The following is a 17,320-nucleotide window of genomic DNA, read 5'->3' as shown; positions in this document are numbered from 1 at the left end:
CCCCGTACGGACATGGGACAGGAGGAACGGAAACGTGCCACAACTGAATCCGTGCGCCCTCGTCGGGGTCAAGCGATTCGGTATTGGTCCGCATCGGGGGCGGGCAATTGGTCTGGCACGGCGCGCGTCGCCGCTGGTTCACTCATTTCGCTTACGGAATCAGTGGATTCACCGCCGGTGAAAGGGAGTTCACCATGCCGGAAACAACGACGGTCGGCGTGCGGGTGACCGCTGCCGAGCTGCCCCGCCACGACCCCCTTGACCTGTACGTCCCGCTGCGCGAGGCCCTCGGCCAGGACGACGTGTTCCTGTTCGAGAGCGTCGACGGCGCCGACCAGGACCGCCGTTCGGCCGTCGTCGGCTTCGGGCGGCTCGCGGAGATACGGGTGTACGACGGCTACGTCGACCTCGAAGGACCGCCCGCCCTCACCCGCACGCTGGCCGGCGCGGCGCTGGCGGCCGGGCTGCGCGGGGACCACCCGGAGGACCCGGCCCCCGGCGTGCACCGGCTGCGCTTCGCCGCCGCCGACCAGGTCTGGGACGCCCTCGCCCGCGCGCAGCGGCTGTTCGAGCTGGACACCGAGGTGCCCGAGACGGCCTTCGCGTTCGGCTTCCTGACGACCCTCGCGTACGAATCCGCCTGGCACATGGAGGAGCTGCCCGCCCGCACCAAGCGGCCGGGCGGCCCGGACATCACGCTCACCCTGTTCCGGGACACCGTCTGGTACGAGGTGGCCGACGGGACGGTGCGTCATCTGCGGGCCGAGAGCCGGGCGTTCGGGGACGCCGTCGCCGTGCCCGCCCGGGACCTCGCCGCGTGGGCCCGGGAAGCGGCGCGGGCGGCCGCAGGGGCGCGCGAGCCGGTGGTGCCCGAGGCTCCCGCGCCGCGGTCCGTGCGGGACAGCGTGAGCCGCGAGACGTTCCTCGGCTGGGCCCGGACGTGCCTGGAGCACATCAGGGTCGGCGACATCTACCAGATCCAGATCGGCCACCGCATCGACGTCCGCACCGCGTTGACACCCGTCGACCTCTACCGGCGGCTTCGCGCCCGCAACCCCTCGCCGTACATGTATCTGATGCCGCGTGCGGGCCACACGCTGATCGGCGCGAGCCCGGAGCTGTTCTTCCGGATCGAGGGCGACGAGATCGTGATGCGCCCCATCGCGGGCACGGCGCGGCGCGGCCCCGACGAGGAGGAGAACCAGCGCCGCGTCAAGGAGATGCGCGAGTCCGTCAAGGAGCAGGCCGAGCACATCATGCTGGTCGACCTGTGCCGCAACGACATCGGGCGGGTGACCGTGCCGAGCACCCAGCCGGTGGCCGAGCTGATGGCCGTGGAGAGCTTCAGCCACGTCTTCCACCTGGTGTCGACGGTCTCCGGACGTCTTGAGGCCGGGGTGGACACCTGGCAGGCGGTGCGCGCGACGTTCCCCGCGGGCACCATGACGGGGGCGCCCAAGGTGCGCGCCATGGAGATCGTCGACGGCCTGGAGCGGGAGCGGCGCGGCGCCTACGCGGGCGCCGTCGGCCTCGTCGACGTGCGCGGCTGGAGCGAACTCGCGCTGTGCATCCGCACGGTCGAGTACGACGGGCACACCTACTCCACGCAGAGCTCGGCCGGCATGGTCGCCCAGTCCGAGCCGGAGGCCGAGTGGCGCGAGACGCTGGCGAAGATGGGGGCGGCCTACTGGGCCCTGACCGGTGAGGAGTTGCTGTCGTGAACAGCTTTCAGGGTACGAGAGTTCTGCTGATCGACGCCTACGACAGCTTCGTCCACATCATCGACCAGTATCTGCGCACCCTCGGTGCCGAGACCCGGGTCGTGCGCTCCCTGACCCGCTCCCCCGCCGAGCTGGCCGCGACGGCGCCCGACGCCGTGGTGCTCGGGCCCGGCCCCGGGCATCCGTCCGAGTCCGGACACGTCGAGCTGGTAAGGGAGTTCGCGGGGCGGGTGCCGCTGCTCGGCGTGTGCCTGGGGCACCAGGCGATCGCGCTCGCGTACGGCGGCCGGGTCGAGGTGGCCGGGCAGGTGATGCACGGGCGCACCAGCACGGTGCGGCACGACGGCGCCGGGATCTTCCAGGGCCTCGGCCACACCCTCGAAGCCACCCGCTACCACTCGCTGGTCGTCGCCGAACCGCTGCCCGACGAGCTGGTGACGACGGCCACCGCCCTCGACCACGGCTATGTGATGGGGCTGCGGCACCGGGAACTGCCCGTCGAGGGCGTGCAGTTCCACCCCGAGAGCATCATGACCAACGGCGGCCTGACGATGATGGAGAACTTCCTCGCGCAGAGCACGCGTCGGTTCACCCCCGGGCTCTCCGTCACCGCCCCCTGACCACCTCTCCGATCTCCCGCACCGCCTCCGTGATGCCCGAGCAGGGCAGGTGCACATGGCCCACGACCAGCGCGGGGGCGGCGGTGCCCGGCCGGGCGTGGAAGGCCGCGCCCCCGCGCACCAGGACCGACCGGGCGCGTGCCCCGGCCACCACCGCGGCCTCGTCGGTGTGCCGGGGCAGCCTTATGTACGCGTGCAGGCCCGCCGCGCGGCCGATGACCCTGGCCCCGGGCAGATGTCTGCGCACCGCCTCGTCCAGCGCCTCGCGGCGGTCGCGGCCGCGGGCGTTGAGGCGGCGCAGATGGCGGTCGAACAGGCCGCCGCGCAGCAGCTCCGCGAAGGCGAGCTGGGTGAGCGTGTCCGTGCCCAGGTCCTGCCGGGCGCGCACCCGCAGCAGCTTGTCCAGCATCGGCCGGGGCGCGGCGATCCAGCCGAGCCGCAGGCCGGGGGCGAGGGTCTTGCTCACCGTGCCCGCGTACACCACGTGGTCGGGGGCCTGGCGCTGGAAGGCGAGCGGGCGGATGCCGCCCTGTTCGTACCAGAGCCCGCCGTCGTAGTCGTCCTCGATCACCCAGCCGCCGATCTCGCGCGCCCAGCGGGCCAGGGCCTCGCGCCGCCGGGCGGACAGCGTGACGCCGGTGGGGAACTGGTGGGCGGGCGTGATCAGGACGGCTCGGGCGCCGGACTCGACCAGTGCGTCCACGTCGATGCCCTCCGCGTCCACCGGCAGCGGCACCGGCCGCAGTCCGCTGTCGCGCACGAACTGCCGCTGCCCGGCGTGGCCCGGGTCCTCGATGCCGAGCGCGTCCACGCCCTCCTGGGCCAGGACCACGCACACCAGGGCCAGCGTCTGCGCGAATCCGGCGACCACCATCACCTGGTCCGCGCCGGTGCGCACGCCCCGGAGGCGGCCCAGGCAGTGGGCGAGCTCGAGGCGCAGGCCGGCCTCGCCCGGGGGCGGCGGATAGCCGTGGTCGGTGGCGTCGGCGCGGTTCAGGACGCGCTGGTAGCAGTTCAGCCACTCGCGGCGCGGGAACGCGGCGAAGTTCCGGCCGCCGGGTCTCAGGTCCCAGCGGACGCCGGGCGGGTGGGCATCGGGGCCCTCGTTGAGCAGCGCGGGCACGACCTGCGCGGGCGCGGCGTCCAGGTGCTCCACCACGCGGGTGCCCGCGCCCCGCACCGCCTCCAGATAGCCCTCGGCGACGAGCTGCCCGAACGCCTCGACGACCACGCTGCGCGAGACGCCCAGGTCGTCCGCGAGGCGCCTGCTGGACGGCAGCCGGGTGCCGGGGTGCAGAATGCCCTCCGCTATCTCCTTCCTGATGAAACGCTGTATCTGGGAGGTCAGGGACTGCTTGGATTCCCTGACGACGTCCACCGTCATGTGCAGGGCCATGGCCCCTCCCCGTTCTTTCGTGAACTCCGGTGTGCTGTGCTGAATTTGACCTTGTTTCTGTAATTGGCCCGTACGGCTCCTCGGAAAGTGGTCTGGAGGGTGCGCCCGCCACTCCCCAGAATGAAGGCCAGAACGAAAAGCCAGCACGAAAAGGACGAGCTCGCTCTTCTTCTTCGAGGAGAATTCCGTGACTGCCGACGTGGCTGCCGACGTGACTGCCGATGAGAAACCGGGCCGTACCTGGCCGGACTTGCTGAACGCGCTGCTGAGCCGCAGGGATCTGACCGCTGGGGAGACCGCCTGGGCGATGGATCAGGTGATGTCGGGCGCCGCGGGGCCCGCGCGGCTCGCGGGTCTGATGGTGGCGCTGCGCGCCAAGGGCGAGACGGTCGAGGAGATCGACGGTCTGGTCGACGCCATGTACGCCCGCGCCGTGCCGCTGGCCGTGGCCGGGCCCGCGCTCGACATCGTCGGCACCGGCGGCGACGGCTCCAACAGCGTCAACGTCTCCACGATGTCGGCCGTCGTCGCGGCCGGCGCCGGGGCGTGCGTCGTCAAGCACGGCAATCGCTCGGCGTCCTCCGCGTGCGGCTCCGCCGATGTCCTGGAGGAGCTGGGGGTCGCGCTCGACCTGCCCGCGCCGGAGATCGCGGACGTCGCGGCGGAGGTGGGCATCACCTTCTGCTTCGCGCCGCTGTTCCACCCGGCCATGCGGCACGCGGCCGGTCCGCGCCGCGAGCTCGGCATCCGCACCGTGTTCAACATCCTGGGTCCGCTGACGAATCCGGCCTCGCCCGTGGCCCGGGCGGTGGGCGTGGCCGACGCGCGGCTCGCGCCGCTGCTCGCGGGGGTGCTGGCGCGGCGGGGTGTCTCGGCGCTTGTCTTCCGGGGTGACGACGGGATGGACGAGCTGACGGTCACGACTACCTCCACTGTCTGGTCGGTCTCCGGCTCCGAGGTGCGTGAGGAGTCCTTCGACCCGCGGGACATCGGCTTGGCCTACGCCGGCGCGGACGCGCTGCGCGGCGGTGACCGGGCACACAACGCTCGCGTGGCCCGGGAGTTGTTCGCGGGGGCGCGGGGGCCGGTCAGGGACGCGGTGCTGCTGTCGGCCGCCGCGGGGCTCGCGGCGCTCGAACCCAGCAGCCGCCCGGTCACGGAACGCATCGCGGACGGCATGGAACGAGCGGCCGACGCCATCGACTCGGGAGCCGCGGCCGCGCTCCTGGACCGCTGGGCGACGGTCACGACGAAGCGCCGGAATCAGGGAAGTTGAGGGACCAGAAGAGTCAGGGACGAGGTCGGGTGACCGTCAGAAGCGGAGACTTCGCAGGGGTGGGCCCAGGGCCGGGAAGCCGAGTCCTGCGCCCACCGTCACGGAGAGGCCACCATCCCGCCACGCCCGCCGCCGAGGCGCCTGCGCCCAGCCTCCACCAGTTCGGCCACCGCCTTCCTGCTGTCGTCCCCCGTCACCACGGACTCCCCGACCAGGATCGCGTCGGCGCCCTGTGCCGCGTACACCATGGCGGGCCGCGGACGCCGCTCTCCGTCCGTCGAGCCGCGAGGCTGCGCGCGGCCCGCTCCCCCGTTGGCGCGCGGCCCGCTTCCCCGTGGGGCGGGCCCCGCGGCTCAGGTCATGGACACCACCACCTTGCGCGAGCCGGTGAAGGCCTCCCGGCCGTGCAGGACGGACATGTTGTCGACGATCATGATGTCGCCGGCCGCCCACGGCTCCGCGATCCGGTGCGCGCGCTGGGCCGCGCGCACCTCGGCCAGGTCCTCGTCGGTGAGCGGCGCGCCGTCGGCGTAGGTGATCCAGTGCGGCAGTTCGTCGTAGCTGTCGATCAGGGACAGCAGGGTCTCGGCCTCCTCCGGCGGCAGGTTGGACGGGTGCCACTGGTCGGCCTGGTTGAACCAGGTGTCGCGGCCGGTGCGGGGGTTCTCGCGGATGCCGGGCCGGTGCTGGCGCACCCGAAGGCCGCCGTCGTCCGTCCACTCGAACTCGGCCTCGGAGGCCGTCAGGAACTCCTCGACGACCGCCTTGTCCTCGGTCTCGAAGGTGGCCTGCCAGGACTTGCCGAGCCCGAAGCCGCCGTGCAGGAACTGGTGGTAGACGACGCCGTCCGCGAACCGCGCGCGCACCTCGGGCGACAGGCCCCCGAGCAGCGCCTCGCCGTCGCACACCGGGGTCGCGCCGCCGGTGTCGGGGGCGTCCAGGCAGCAGAAGTACAGCCGCGTCGGCCACTGGGCGGCGTACGACATCTCGTTGTGCAAGGAGATGTCGTAGCGCGCCGGGTACTCGGTGGAGGTGAAGACGCCGTCGGACACCGTGGCGCGCGGGGTGTTGCCGCCGCGGTAGCTGTCGATGAGGGAGTCGCCGAAGCGGGTGACCGTGCGGTGGAAGGCGGCGGCGTCGGCGATGCCGAGGCCGCGGACGAGCACCGCGCCGCATTCGGCGATCAGCTCGTCGGCCCGTACGCGCACTGCCTCCCAGGAGTCGGATCCTCCGCTTCCGGCCCCCTTACCCATCTGGCCGGAGCTGAAGTCCCCCTCCGCCGCGAAGTCCCCGTCGACGTGCAGCACGGCCAGCGTCGTGCCTCCCGTCGTCCGCCTCTCGTCACGCATCGCCGTCCGTCCCTTCCCTGGCCGGCTCCGCCGTGAAGGCGACGGGCAGGCCGCTGTAGCCGTGTACGAAGTTGGAGTAGAGCCGCCGCGCGGGACCGGGTTCTCGGCGAGCGCGATGAGGCCGCCGACGAGCGCCATCCGGGTGGACTCGTCGCCGCCGAGGATGAGGCTGTAGCAGTTGAAGACGATCTCGTCCTCGGTCAGCGGCTTGCCGTCCACCTCGGTGGTGGCGAGGACGCTGAAGACGTCCTCGCCGGGGTTCTTGCGCCGCTCGGCGGCCAGCGCGGTGAGGTAGAGCAGGATCTCGTTGCGCGCCATCAGCGATTCCATCTCGCTGTCCGCGCTGTCGTGCCGGGGCAGCGTCTGGGTGCTCCACTCGACCAGGCGCGGGCGGTCGGCGTACGGGATGTCCATGAGGTCGCCCATGGTGTGGATCGGTATGTGGTCGGCGACGTCGGTGACGAAGTCGGCGCCGCCCGACTCGACGGCGCGGGCGACGAGTTCGCGGGTGTGCCGGTGCACGCCGTCCATGACGGGCTGGAGCACGCGCGGCGCGCAGGACTGCAGCATGAGGTTGCGGATCGCGCGGTGCCGCGGCCCGTCGACTCGCGCAGGCTGCTCGGGCGCATGTCCGTCCAGTGCTCCTCGACGTAGGCAAGGGCCTCGTCCCGCGGGCCCTCGTCGTTCACCAGCACGAGGAAGGTTCCGTCCGGGTCCTCAAAAGGGTTCGACACGTCGCACACTCCGTATCCGAGTCGTCAGCGGGGCGGCCGGGACCGGCGCTCGATGCAGGAGCGCGCGCTCCCCGCCCGTACCGTCATGTTCTCGGCACGGCTCTGACAAGCTGCTGACACCTTGGCGAACATGGGGCGGGTGCGTCGGTCGGCCTGCCCCTGCGGCCTCCCTCGTCCTCAAGCGCCGGACGGGCTTTATGTGTCGGACGAGCTTCGTGTTCTCGTGCGGCTCCGTCGTGGGAAATCGGCCTTCGGCCTCCGCGCCCGGTCGCCTTCTGTGAATCCCTCGATGTTCAGAAAACGCGTGTCCCGCCGCCCACAGAGATATTCGACCTCCCGGAACTGAGCGGACTGGAATCCGCTCGCGCTGCCCAGCTCCGTGCGTATCGCGTCGAATGCGGCGGGCGTCAGCGTCGCGAGGCCGTCGAACTGTCGCACCAGTGTGCTCACGATGATGGGAAGCGGGGCGACCCGCCGAGCGGCAAGGGCCGCGTCGCCCGCGTCGAGTGCGGCGCGCACCGCCTCCAAATGCCGCAGCATGACGGCGAAGAAGATTTCGCACGACTGGTGCGTGGCCAGGAACAGGACGCTGTCCACGTCTAGGAAATTCCCCAAGCACCGTCATCAAGCGCACACTTAAAAGCGCACCTCACCAGGGAAACAGCAAGCACGGAACACCAGGACGGTCAGATGCCCCGCGCCCACCGCGCCCTCCGCGCACCTCGCACCACCGCCCCACTGACCGCCCTCACCCTCGCCACCGCGGCGACCGCCCTCGCGATGCTCGCGGGCTGCTCGACCGCAGACACCAACAACCCCACGGACACCGACACCCCGCGCCCACCAACCCCCGACGCCGCGTTCGACTACCAACTGGGCGGCGCCTACCCACCCCCCGACGGCGTGCGCGCCGTCTCCCGCGACCGCTCGGCGAAGCCCGTCCCCGGCCGCTACAACATCTGTTACGTCAATGCCTTCCAGGCCCAGCCGGGCAAGGAGGCCGCCGACTGGTGGCGGGACAAGCACCCCGGTCTGATCCTGCGCGACGACGACGGGGAGCCGGTGATCGACGAGGACTGGGACGAGCCGCTGCTCGACATCTCCACCGCCGCCAAGCGCGAGGAGCTGCTCGGCGTCGTCGGCCCCTGGATCGACGGTTGCGCGCGCGCCGGGTTCGACGCGGTCGAGCCCGACAACCTCGACTCCTACGCCCGCTCCGACGACCGCCTCGACACCGCCGACGCGGCGGCGTTCGCGCGGCTCCTCGTCCGCCGGGCACACGACCAGGGGCTCGCGATCGCCCAGAAGAACACCGCGGAACTCCTCGACAAGCAGAGCAAGCGGATCGGGTTCGACTTCGCGGTCGTCGAGGAGTGCGGACAGTACGACGAGTGCGGGGCGTTCGCGGCGGCGTACGACCGGAAGGTCTTCGACATCGAGTACGAGACGAAGGGGTACGAGGCGGCGTGCCGCCGCTGGGGCGAGAAGCTGTCCATTGTTCTGCGGGACCGGGATGTGCGGCCAGCTGGGGAGGACGGGTACGTGCACCGGCGGTGCTGAGGTTCACCGACGTCTGAACGGCACCGGTGTCAGAACAGCACCGACGTCAGGAAAGCACCACCACATCCATGACCAGAGCCGCGACCAGACCGGCCCCCATCAGGTAGCTGCCGAGCCTGGTCCGCCCGCGCCTGCTGAGCTCGATGACCAGGCCGCAGAGTATGAGCAGCAGTCCGTACACGCCGACGACCAGGACCGACGACCGGCTCGCGAGCCGGATCCCGAGCAGCACCGCGACCGCGGCCATCAGCAGCGAGGCCGCGGCGATGCGCAGCCGCCGGGCCTGGCGCGGGGTGAGTCCGGTGCGTTCCGGGTGTTCTGGTGGCGCTTGGTCGGAGACGCTCATGCCGAGATCGTAGTCGAGGGGTACACGTCAAAGCGTACGGAGAAGGGTACGGAGAGGCGTACGAAGATACGGGCGTTCAGGCCCGCAGATACGCCAGGACCGCGAGCACCCGGCGGTGCGTTCCCTCGGTGAGCGGCAGGTCGAGCTTGGCGAGGATGTTGCCGACGTGCTTGCCCACCGCCGCTTCGGTGACGACGAGTTCGGCGGCGATCGCCGCGTTGGACCGGCCCTCCGCGACCAGCGAGAGCACCTCTCGCTCGCGCGGCGTCAGCCGCTCCAGCGGATCGCGCCGCCGCCGCAGCAACTGGCGTACGACTTCGGGGTCGACGACCGTGCCGCCCTCCGCGACCCGCGTGAACGCGTCGACGAACTGCTCGACCTGCCCGACCCGGTCCTTCAGCAGATACCCGACGCCGCCGCCGTCCCCGGTGTCCAGCAACTCGGCGGCGTACGACCGCTGGACGTACTGGCTGAGCACGAGCACCGGAAGGCCGGGCCGCTCCGCGCGCAGGGCGATCGCGGCGCGCAGCCCCTCGTCCTGGAAGCCGGGCGGCATGCGCACGTCGGTGACGACGACGTCCGGTTCGTACGTCGCCACGGCCTCGCGCAGCGCGTCTGCGTCGCCGACCGCCGCGAGCACCTCGTGCCCGAACCGGCCGAGTACGCCGACGAGGCCCTCGCGCAGCAGCACGCTGTCCTCGGCGAGGACTACGCGACGGGTTCCGGTGGGCGCGGGCTGCACGGGATCTCCAAGGTCAGGACGGTGGGGCCGCCGGGCAGGCTGGTGACGGTCAGTGTGCCATCGAGGACGGCGAGGCGGTCGGCGAGGCCGGTGAGCCCGGTGCCGCGCGCGGGGTCGGCGCCGCCCGTGCCGTCGTCGCGCACGGTCAGGCGCAGGGCGCCGCCGGCGTACCGCGCGCGGACCGCGGCGCGGGTGGCGCCGCTGTGCCGGGCGACGTTGGCGAGGGCCTCGCGGACGGCGAAGTACGCGGCCGACTCGACGGGTTCGGGCAGCCGGGGCAGGTCGGTGTCGATGTCGACGGGGACGGGTGAGCGGTCGGCGGCGTCCTCTACGGCGGCGGGCAGGCCGTAGTCGGCGAGGACCTGGGGGTGGATGCCGCGGATGAGTTCGCGCAGCTCGGCGAGGACCGCGTCGGCCTCGGTGTGCGCGGCGGCGAGGCGGGCGGCGAGCGGGCCGCCCGGGTCGGCGTCGAGCCGGGCGAGGCCGAGCGCCATGCTGAGCGCGACCAGTCGCTGCTGGGCGCCGTCGTGCAAGTCCCGTTCGATGCGGCGGCGTTCGGCCTCGAAGGCGGTGACCAGGCGGGCCCGGGAGCGGGTCACCTCGGCGAGCCGCGCCTGCGCCTCCGCCTCGCGCGGGGCGAGCATCAGCCGGACGAGGGCGGCGCGGGCGGCGGCGTACGCGCCGAGGGGATAGAGGAGGACGAGGAGCAGGGCGAGGCCGAGGGCCGCGGTGCCGCAGGCGGCCGGGTAGCTCTCGACCAGCCAGAGCTTGCCCGGGCGTACGCCGCCGTCGTCTGGGCCGCCCGTCAGGGCGAGGTGGGCGGGGGCCGCGGCGAGCAGGAACGGCAGGGCGAGGGTGCAGGCCGCGACCGCGAGGTCCAGGGGCCACAGGACGAACGCCATCAGGACGGCGTACGCCAGCTCGCGCCAGGTCGCCTGTTCGCGGGCGCGCAGGCGGAGCCAGGCCGTGAGGCCCGGGGTGCTCGGGGGGAGGTGGGGGCTCGGCGCGGGCGCCGGGTCCACGAGGCGCAGCCTGCGTCGTTCCAGGGCGCCCACGGGTACGCCCGCCAGGGCCAGGAGGGCGAGGAGGGGCAGGCCTACGGCCACGACGCTGAGGGCCACGCCTGTGGCCAGGCCGGCCGCGAGTACCCCTAGGAGGGGGGCGCCGAGGAAAGCCCCGCCTGTCACGTACGCGGCCGACCTCCAGGGAGCGGTTCTGCGGAGGTAGTCCCGTCTTCGCAGGGCGGCCCACATGCTGTCCCGTTGCATGGGTGCACGTTAATCCCGCCGCTCCGCGGCGGGATTTTCCCCCACCCACCCGCCCTCTACTACTCAAGCAAGCCCTCCCGTCCCCTCTCCCTGAACTCCCCCACAACCCCCGCCACATCAGCCTCCGTGAACACCCGATACGCCCCGCTCCCCCGCGGCCGCCACCACACCCCGCCCCCACCACCCCCGACCGCGCAACGGAACCCCTCCCCCCGCAGCACCCCCCGCGCCACCTTGTTCGTGGCGGTCACGGGCAACCGGGTCAGGACCCGCACGAAGCGGGGCGCCATCTTCGTCCCCAAGTCCTCCTGCGCCAGCAGGAACTCGGAGAAGGCAAGCGGGTCGAAGGACGACACCCCCTCGCGGAGGGCGAGCGCGGCCATGACCTGGTCTCCGGCGACGGGGTCCGGCACGGCGTACACGGCGACGCCCACCACCGGCTCCCAGCGCGCGAGGATCGCCTCGATCACGGCGGCCGCGAGGTTCTCGCTGTCGACCCGCAGCCGGTCGTCCGCGCGCCCGGCGAAGTAGAAGTACCCCTCGGTGTCACGGTAGAAGAGGTCCCCGGTCCAGTACCACCCGTCGCGGCGCACCCGCTCCGCGTCGGCCGCGGCATTGCGCCAGTAGCCCTCGAAGGGGCTCCGCCCCCGGTTGACCAGCTCGCCGATCGCGGCGTCCCCGTTGAGCAGCCGCCCGCCGGGCCCGAACTCGGCGGCGGCGCACTCCGCGCCCGTGCCGGGGTCGAGGACGGCGAGGTCGTCCCCGGGCGCGGCCCGCCCGATCGCCCCGTCCGGCGTCCCCGGCGTGCGCTGGATGGCCGCGCCGCCCTCCGACGACCCGTACCCCTCGACGAGCCGCACCCCGAACCGCTCCTCGAACCGCCGCGCGTCCACCGCCCCGGCCTCCGTGCCGAAGCCGACGCGCAGCGTGTGTTCGCGGTCGTCGGCGCGGGCGGGCGTGGCGAGGATGTACTGCACGGCACGGCCCACGTACGTGAAGTACGTCGCTCCGAAGTCCCGTACGTCGTCGAGGAATCCGGACGCCGAGAAGCGCCGCCGCAGCGCGATCCCGGCACCGGCGGCGAGCGCGGGCGCCCAGTCGGCGATCACCGCGTTGCCGTGGAACATGGGCATGCAGATGTAGTGCACGTCGTCGGGCCGCACGCCGAAGTGCGCCACGAGGGAGCGGCCCGCCGCGGCGAGCCGCCGCTGGCTGCACAGGGCGGCCTTGGGCGCGCCGGTCGACCCGGAGGTGAAGTAGAGGAGCATCCGGCTCGCCGGGGAGACGCCCGCGGACACCGAAGGATCGGCGCCCTCGTACGGCGCGAGCAGTTCCGCGTACGCGGCCGTGTCGGTGACCAGGACGCGTACGCCCGGCAGGTCGAGGCCGGTGAGCAGCGGCAGGTGGGCCCGCTCGGTCAGCAGGACCTGGCACTCGGTGTGCCGGATGTCGCGAGCGAGTTCGGCGCCGCGCCGCGTCGGGTTGATCCCGGCGACGGCCGCCCCGGCCAGCGCCGCGGCGCTCAGCCACAGCGGGTACTCGGGGGTGTTGTCGAGCAGGATCCCGATGTGCGGTTCGCGGCGCGCGCTCAGCAGGTCGCGCAGGAGCGCGGCCCGCGCCGCGGCGCCCGCGGCGACCTGGTGGTGGCTGAGCACCAGGTCCTCGAAGCGCAGCCCGGGACGGTGATCGCCCCACCGCGCCCGCACCAGTTCCGCGACTGTGCCGTCGAATTCCATGACGGCGCACGGTAATTGACGTGCCGTCAGAAGTGGAGAGTCTGCGCACGCCGTCACCGTGGCGTACGGCGTGCGCAGAACTTACCCGTGGGGGGTGGCCGGACTCCCGGGGCCCCTCGGAACGAGGCCTCTCAGAACTGGACGTCCGAGCAGGCGTAGAACGCGTTCGACGTGTCGTGGACGGTCCACACCGCGACGATCACGTGGTGACCGCTGCGGCCACCCGGGATCGTGCCGCTGTGCGACAGCGTCGCCGGCGGCTGCTGGCCGCCGTAGGGCACGTTGAGGAACGGCTGGGTGTCGAGCGCCGCCCGCGTGATCGGCTGCCCCTCGTTCCAGCCCTGCTTGGTGATGAAGTACTTGAAGTCCGTGGTGCGGTGCCGGGCCGTGAACTGCCAGCGGAAGCTGTAGCTCTGACCGGCCGATACCTTCGTGGTCGGCCAGGCGGCGCCGCCCGGTGTGCGCGCCTTGTCGAGCGAGCTGAAGCCCGCGATGCCGGCGGAACATATCTTTCCGTCGGCCGGTCCGCCCGCCGGGAAGCCCTTGGGGCCCTCGACGCTCTGCGGTTCGTACTGGATCGCGCCACAGCCGGTCACCACGCCCTTCGCGCAGTTGATCTGTCGGCTTGCTGGCAGGTCGGTGTAGCCATGGCTGCTGGCGCCGCCGGTCGAGAGCACGAACGCTCCCACCGTCGCCATCCCGAGCATGGCCGCGGAGATCTTCTTTCGCATGCTGCCGCTCCTGAAGAACGTGGGGGTGTTCCCTGAGCCGTGCGCGCGCTTACGGTCGTGCGCCCTCCCGCCGCCGAGGCACCGTCGGTTCCCGAGACTGCTGCGTACCTCTGGGGCGGTTGGGGGGTGTGTCATGTGCTGGTGATGCGGGGAAGTGCGGTCTAGACCAAGTCTCAGATTATGGCGAGCAGTTGAACATGTCCATACCAATCGTGGAGAGGATCCGGTCGCACCGCCCGCGCGATTCCTCCACAAGTTCGCCGTTCGGAGCGTCGTTGTCCGCCACCCACGCCCGCGCCTCCGCCGCCCCTCGACCACCGGCCAACTGCCGCTCCACCAGCCGCGCCTGGCGTATGTCCCGTGGCGCGTCGACGTACCAGCAGGCCGCCATCAGCTCCCGCGCCGCCCGCCATCCCGGCAGGTCGCAGGCCAGGTAGTTGCCCTCGGTGACCACGAGCCGCGCGGCGGGCGGGACGCGGTGGCGCGCCGCTACGGGCTCGTGGAGGGTGCGGTCGTAGTCGGGTACGTAGATGTCACTCGCGGTGTCGTCGACGACCCGGCGCAGCAGGGCCACGTACCCGTGCACGTCGAAGCTCGGCTCCGAGCCCTTGCGGGACGTCAGGCCGAGGCGCTCCAACTGGGCGTTGGAGAGGTGGAAGCCGTCGAGGGGCAGATAGGCGGCGCCCTCGCCGATCTCGGCGACCAGTGCGCGGGCGAGCGTGGACTTCCCGGCGCCTGGCGGGCCCGCGAGCCCCAGGACGACGCGGGGGCCGCGTGCGGTCAGCTTCCAGGCGTCCGCCGCCAGTCTCGTCAGCTTCGTCATGGGCGGGGACTCTACGACGACGTCGCGCACGGAACTCCAGGGCGGCCCGGCGCACGGAACCCGACGGCGTGCCCCGCGCACGCCTAGGAGCCGTCGCCGCCCCGCCCCGTGTAGAACGCCACCGTCAGGTCCTTCACCAGCGCCTTGCGCTCGTAGTCGTCGAGTTCGACGAGGCCCCGTGTGGTCAGCCGGGTCACCGTGTCCTCCACGGAGTCCACCACCGACGTGAGCACGCTGTCGCGGTGGCGCGCGTCGAGCGCGGCGATCCGGCGGCGGTGCATGGCGGCGGCGACCTCCGGCGCGTACTCGATGCGCGTCGGCTGCACGGAGAAGATCTCCACGCCCACCGGCCCCGCCTGCGCCGCGAGCGCCCGCGTCAGCGCCGCGCCGACGGCCTCCGCGTCCCGCAGCGTCGGCGCGTCGTCATGGAACGCGTCGGCGGGCAGCCGGGAGAGGACCCGCGCGGTGCTCGCCTCGACGCACTCGCGCAGATACTCCTCGTGGTCCTCGACGGCGAGCGTCGCCCGCGCGGTGTCCCTGACCCGCCACACCACGAGGACCACGACACGCAGCGCCACCCCGGCGCGGTCCACGGCGGGCATGGGCTCGCTGCGCCAGTGCCGCAGGCGTACGTCGACGCGGCGCCGCAGCAGCAGCGGGTTCACCCACAGCAGCCCGGTGCGCCGCACGCTCCCCCGGTACCGGCCGAACAGCGAGAGCACCCATGCCCCGCCGACCCGCCCCCGCGCGAGCCCGCCGAACCCGAAGAGCGCGAGCGCCCCCGCCCCGGCGAGCGCGGCCCACTGCGCGACGGAGATCCCGGCCGCCCCGGCCCCGCCGCGCCCGGGCAGCCCGGCCAGGCGCACCACCGGCTCGGGCAGCACGCCCGCCCACCACAACGCGAGCACACACCCGGCCGCGCCCGCACCGCCACCGATCACCCCGGCCGCCCCGGGCAGCACCCGCGCACGACGCTCGACGAGCCCGGCGTCCGCGACATCGGGGACGGGCGCCGCGGAGGACGAGGACGCCGCGGACGCCGGACCCGCCGGACCCGCAGCCGCAGAGCCCGCCCGCGACCCGCCACCGCCACCCCCCACACGTCCCCCTCCACCCGACAGCACCGCCTCCCGCCGCCGCACCACCGCGGGCCCGACGGACACCGCCCCCATGTCCTGGGGATCGTCGCGGAAGAGCAGGTGGACGGGGATCTCCGTCGTGGCCTCGCTGTGGATCAGGCGCGGCGGGCGCCCGGAGAAGCCGGAAGGACCGGGCAGACCGGACGGACCGGAGGGGCCGGACGGACCGGCCGGACCGACCCCCTCGCCGGAGTCCGGCGCCCGTTGTGTCGTCGTACTCATCCGTGCCTCGTCCTCATCCTCATCCGTGCCTCCGTCATGAGTTCCGTACCGCGCGAGGACCCCGCGCGCGAAGGCCAAGACCCCCACACGCGCAGACCAGGACCTCTCACGCGAACAGCCGCCGCCACGTCTCCGGCCCCGGCATCCCGTCGGCCGCCCCGCCCCGCCATCCCTGCGCCCGCTGGAACGCCTCGACCGCGCGCCGGTCCGCCTCGCCCCAGCGCGGCCCGGGCCCCTGGGCGTAGTACTTGCCGAAGCCCCTGCGGACGAGCTGCCGGCCGAGCTGCGTCACGTACGCGTTGGACCGGCCCGGCCGGAAGTGCGCCTTGCCGGGGAAGGACGGGGCGCCGGCCGACCCGGGCCGACCGTCGTCCCGGCCGCCACCCGGGGCACCTTCCGCTCCGCCCGGAATGTCCTTTCCCTTGCCGCCCACCAGGTACGACCACGTCTTCGGGCCCGGCAGGCCGTCCGCGTCGGCGCCGGTCCAGCCCTGCGCCCGCTGGAACGCCCGCGTCGCCCTGCGGTCGGCGTCGCTCCAGCGCGGGCCGGGGCCCGTGCGGTAGAAGCGGCCGCCGCCGCGGGCGATCAGCATCTCGCCGAGCCGGGTGACGTACTTGTTGTCGGCGCCGGGGCCGAAGTACCCGGCGCCCGGGTACCGCGCCGCGGTGCCCGCGCCGGAGCCGGGCTGCCCGGCCCCGGAGTCGCCGGTCGGGCGCAGCCCCTTGTAGCGGTACGCCAGATAGCGGTCGCTGTCGGTCCAGTACGCGTACGGGGTGGCCTGCCTGCGGGTGTGCGGGCGGGCCTGTTCGTAGGCGAGGTAATGGGTGCGGGTGTAGTCGGTCCAGCCGCCGAATAGCGTCACGTGCGACCCTCTCTCCGGGTTCACCGGATTGTGGAAAAGGAGAATGTCGCCGGGTTTCAGCTCGTCCTTGGAGATGCGCGTCGCGTACTGGCCGAGGCTGCCCGTCCATTCGTTTCCGCCGAGATTCCAGGCCATCGAGACATAGCCCGAGCAGTCCTGCCGGTATCCGTCGGACCAGAACTTCTGCATGCTGTACGGCACCTTCGCCTCGACCCACAGCTTGGCCCGGGCGATGATCTCGGCGCGGGTGATGGGGCGGGGCGCGGCGCTCTTGCCGGGCGCTCCGTGCAGGGCGCTCCGGCCGCCTTGCGGAGTGTCGGGGCCGTCCGCTCCGGGCAGCCCGGCCCGGGCCGCGGCACCGCCCGCCCGCACCGCGTCACCCGGCTGCGCGGGGCGCTGCCCCACGCCTCCCGCCCGCGCCTCCGCCTGCCCTCCTATTGGCCCTCCCACCTGCTCGGATGCCACCGCGGGCAGGATCTGGCCGGGGCCGATGACGGAGCTCGCGGCGGCCGCGAGGACGAGCGCCCGGCGCGCGCCGTGGGCGGCCGGGTGACCGCCGAGCCGGGGCGGCAGGGCGTGCGCGCCGGAGCGCCGCCGGTGGACACAGCCCGGACAGCCGCAGTCGCTCGCGGGCTCGAATTCCTCGAATACCGGAGCAGCCTCCATGCGATTCCCCTCACACTCCGGGCCTTTCCCGACGGAGTCGGTGAAGGGACCCGGAAAAGGCTCTGAGCGCATCTGTACATCCGTCAGCTTCTCAACTGTCCGGGGATACCGCATGTTGACGGTCCGAAT

16 protein-coding genes and 1 pseudogene are annotated in these 17,320 nt (G+C 73.0%); 4 read left to right on the top strand and 13 right to left on the bottom strand.

Annotation, left to right across the window (positions count from 1 at the left end; translation table 11 throughout):
- Nucleotides 1–194: 194 nt before the first annotated feature.
- Together AC0KTA_RS23905 and AC0KTA_RS23900 are read left to right on the top strand one after the other, a co-directional pair.
- A complete protein-coding gene (locus tag AC0KTA_RS23905) occupies nucleotides 195–1,721 on the top strand; it encodes an anthranilate synthase component I family protein (protein ID WP_481050267.1) in 1,527 nt (508 codons plus the stop codon).
- Nucleotides 1,718–2,341, top strand: coding sequence for an anthranilate synthase component II (locus tag AC0KTA_RS23900; RefSeq protein WP_481050266.1), 624 nt, complete (start codon nucleotides 1,718–1,720; stop codon nucleotides 2,339–2,341). Before AC0KTA_RS23905 ends, AC0KTA_RS23900 begins: the two co-directional genes overlap by 4 nt.
- Here AC0KTA_RS23900 and pdxR read toward each other — a convergent pair.
- Nucleotides 2,328–3,737 carry a MocR-like pyridoxine biosynthesis transcription factor PdxR gene (pdxR, locus tag AC0KTA_RS23895; RefSeq protein ID WP_481050265.1) on the bottom strand — a complete coding sequence of 470 codons (1,410 nt, stop codon included), beginning with the start codon at nucleotides 3,735–3,737 and terminating at the stop codon, nucleotides 2,328–2,330. The genes AC0KTA_RS23900 and pdxR overlap by 14 nt on opposite strands.
- Nucleotides 3,738–3,924: 187 nt before the next feature.
- Between pdxR and trpD the strand changes: the two genes are divergently transcribed.
- Nucleotides 3,925–5,013, top strand: a complete 1,089-nt coding sequence (trpD, locus tag AC0KTA_RS23890) for an anthranilate phosphoribosyltransferase (RefSeq protein ID WP_481050264.1) — start codon at nucleotides 3,925–3,927, stop codon at nucleotides 5,011–5,013.
- A 98-nt stretch (nucleotides 5,014–5,111) separates the two neighbouring features.
- Here trpD and AC0KTA_RS23885 read toward each other — a convergent pair whose 3' ends face one another.
- From AC0KTA_RS23885 to AC0KTA_RS23870, 4 genes and pseudogenes are all read right to left on the bottom strand, one after another.
- A complete protein-coding gene (locus AC0KTA_RS23885; RefSeq protein ID WP_481050263.1) occupies nucleotides 5,112–5,261 on the bottom strand; it encodes a hypothetical protein in 150 nt (49 codons plus the stop codon).
- Between the two features lie 105 nt (nucleotides 5,262–5,366).
- Entirely contained in the window at nucleotides 5,367–6,932 is a 1,566-nt protein-coding gene (locus AC0KTA_RS23880; RefSeq protein WP_481050262.1) for a TauD/TfdA family dioxygenase, read from the bottom strand.
- Between the two features lie 32 nt (nucleotides 6,933–6,964).
- Nucleotides 6,965–7,096 (bottom strand): annotated as a pseudogene (locus tag AC0KTA_RS23875) (MbtH family protein); the annotation flags it as partial.
- A 195-nt stretch (nucleotides 7,097–7,291) separates the two neighbouring features.
- Nucleotides 7,292–7,693 (bottom strand): tryptophan 2,3-dioxygenase family protein, encoded by a 402-nt coding sequence (locus tag AC0KTA_RS23870; RefSeq protein ID WP_481050261.1) that lies wholly within the window; start codon nucleotides 7,691–7,693, stop codon nucleotides 7,292–7,294.
- A gap of 93 nt (nucleotides 7,694–7,786) precedes the next feature.
- On the opposite strand from AC0KTA_RS23870, the gene AC0KTA_RS23865 reads away from it, so the two are divergent.
- On the top strand, nucleotides 7,787–8,656 hold the full coding sequence (locus tag AC0KTA_RS23865; protein ID WP_481050260.1) for an endo alpha-1,4 polygalactosaminidase: 870 nt from the start codon (nucleotides 7,787–7,789) through the stop codon (nucleotides 8,654–8,656).
- A gap of 46 nt (nucleotides 8,657–8,702) precedes the next feature.
- Here the strand turns inward: AC0KTA_RS23865 and AC0KTA_RS23860 are convergent, their stop codons facing one another.
- The 8 genes from AC0KTA_RS23860 to AC0KTA_RS23825 form a co-directional block, all read right to left on the bottom strand.
- Complete coding sequence (locus tag AC0KTA_RS23860; RefSeq protein WP_481050259.1) at nucleotides 8,703–9,002, bottom strand: hypothetical protein; 300 nt, start codon at nucleotides 9,000–9,002, stop codon at nucleotides 8,703–8,705.
- A 76-nt stretch (nucleotides 9,003–9,078) separates the two neighbouring features.
- The gene (locus AC0KTA_RS23855) at nucleotides 9,079–9,744 is read right to left on the bottom strand and encodes a response regulator (RefSeq protein WP_481050258.1); all 666 of its coding nucleotides are present in this window, start codon (nucleotides 9,742–9,744) and stop codon (nucleotides 9,079–9,081) included.
- A complete protein-coding gene (locus AC0KTA_RS23850; RefSeq protein WP_481050257.1) occupies nucleotides 9,711–11,012 on the bottom strand; it encodes a sensor histidine kinase in 1,302 nt (433 codons plus the stop codon). Before AC0KTA_RS23850 ends, AC0KTA_RS23855 begins: the two co-directional genes overlap by 34 nt.
- A 59-nt stretch (nucleotides 11,013–11,071) precedes the next feature.
- Nucleotides 11,072–12,748 (bottom strand): AMP-binding protein, encoded by a 1,677-nt coding sequence (locus AC0KTA_RS23845; RefSeq protein ID WP_481050256.1) that lies wholly within the window; start codon nucleotides 12,746–12,748, stop codon nucleotides 11,072–11,074.
- Nucleotides 12,749–12,879: 131 nt separating this feature from the next.
- Nucleotides 12,880–13,479, bottom strand: coding sequence for a lytic polysaccharide monooxygenase auxiliary activity family 9 protein (locus tag AC0KTA_RS23840; protein ID WP_481050255.1), 600 nt, complete (start codon nucleotides 13,477–13,479; stop codon nucleotides 12,880–12,882).
- Between the two features lie 178 nt (nucleotides 13,480–13,657).
- The gene (locus tag AC0KTA_RS23835) at nucleotides 13,658–14,302 is read right to left on the bottom strand and encodes a nucleoside/nucleotide kinase family protein (protein ID WP_481050254.1); all 645 of its coding nucleotides are present in this window, start codon (nucleotides 14,300–14,302) and stop codon (nucleotides 13,658–13,660) included.
- Between the two features lie 83 nt (nucleotides 14,303–14,385).
- Nucleotides 14,386–15,663, bottom strand: coding sequence for an SPFH domain-containing protein (locus AC0KTA_RS23830; RefSeq protein WP_481050253.1), 1,278 nt, complete (start codon nucleotides 15,661–15,663; stop codon nucleotides 14,386–14,388).
- Between the two features lie 106 nt (nucleotides 15,664–15,769).
- Complete coding sequence (locus tag AC0KTA_RS23825) at nucleotides 15,770–17,191, bottom strand: peptidoglycan-binding protein (RefSeq protein ID WP_481050252.1); 1,422 nt, start codon at nucleotides 17,189–17,191, stop codon at nucleotides 15,770–15,772.
- Nucleotides 17,192–17,320 lie beyond the last annotated feature (129 nt).

The sequence above is a fragment of the Streptomyces sp. Y309 genome (assembly GCF_056712025.1).
The sequence above is the reverse complement of the archived record's forward strand: the minus strand, read 5'-3'. Positions and strand labels throughout refer to the sequence as shown.

Excerpts from the sequence above, each read along its gene's own strand:
- AC0KTA_RS23905 (WP_481050267.1), top strand. The coding sequence starts at position 195 with ATGCCGGAAACAACGACGGTCGGCGTGCGGGTGACCGCTGCCGAGCTG.
- pdxR (WP_481050265.1), bottom strand. The coding sequence starts at position 3,737 with ATGGCCCTGCACATGACGGTGGACGTCGTCAGGGAATCCAAGCAGTCC.
- AC0KTA_RS23885 (WP_481050263.1), bottom strand. The coding sequence starts at position 5,261 with ATGGTGTACGCGGCACAGGGCGCCGACGCGATCCTGGTCGGGGAGTCC.
- AC0KTA_RS23880 (WP_481050262.1), bottom strand. The coding sequence starts at position 6,932 with ATGCTGCAGTCCTGCGCGCCGCGCGTGCTCCAGCCCGTCATGGACGGC.
- AC0KTA_RS23865 (WP_481050260.1), top strand. The coding sequence starts at position 7,787 with ATGCCCCGCGCCCACCGCGCCCTCCGCGCACCTCGCACCACCGCCCCA.
- AC0KTA_RS23860 (WP_481050259.1), bottom strand. The coding sequence starts at position 9,002 with ATGAGCGTCTCCGACCAAGCGCCACCAGAACACCCGGAACGCACCGGA.
- AC0KTA_RS23850 (WP_481050257.1), bottom strand. The coding sequence starts at position 11,012 with ATGCAACGGGACAGCATGTGGGCCGCCCTGCGAAGACGGGACTACCTC.
- AC0KTA_RS23845 (WP_481050256.1), bottom strand. The coding sequence starts at position 12,748 with ATGGAATTCGACGGCACAGTCGCGGAACTGGTGCGGGCGCGGTGGGGC.
- AC0KTA_RS23840 (WP_481050255.1), bottom strand. The coding sequence starts at position 13,479 with ATGCGAAAGAAGATCTCCGCGGCCATGCTCGGGATGGCGACGGTGGGA.
- AC0KTA_RS23835 (WP_481050254.1), bottom strand. The coding sequence starts at position 14,302 with ATGACGAAGCTGACGAGACTGGCGGCGGACGCCTGGAAGCTGACCGCA.
- AC0KTA_RS23830 (WP_481050253.1), bottom strand. The coding sequence starts at position 15,663 with ATGAGTACGACGACACAACGGGCGCCGGACTCCGGCGAGGGGGTCGGT.
- AC0KTA_RS23825 (WP_481050252.1), bottom strand. The coding sequence starts at position 17,191 with ATGGAGGCTGCTCCGGTATTCGAGGAATTCGAGCCCGCGAGCGACTGC.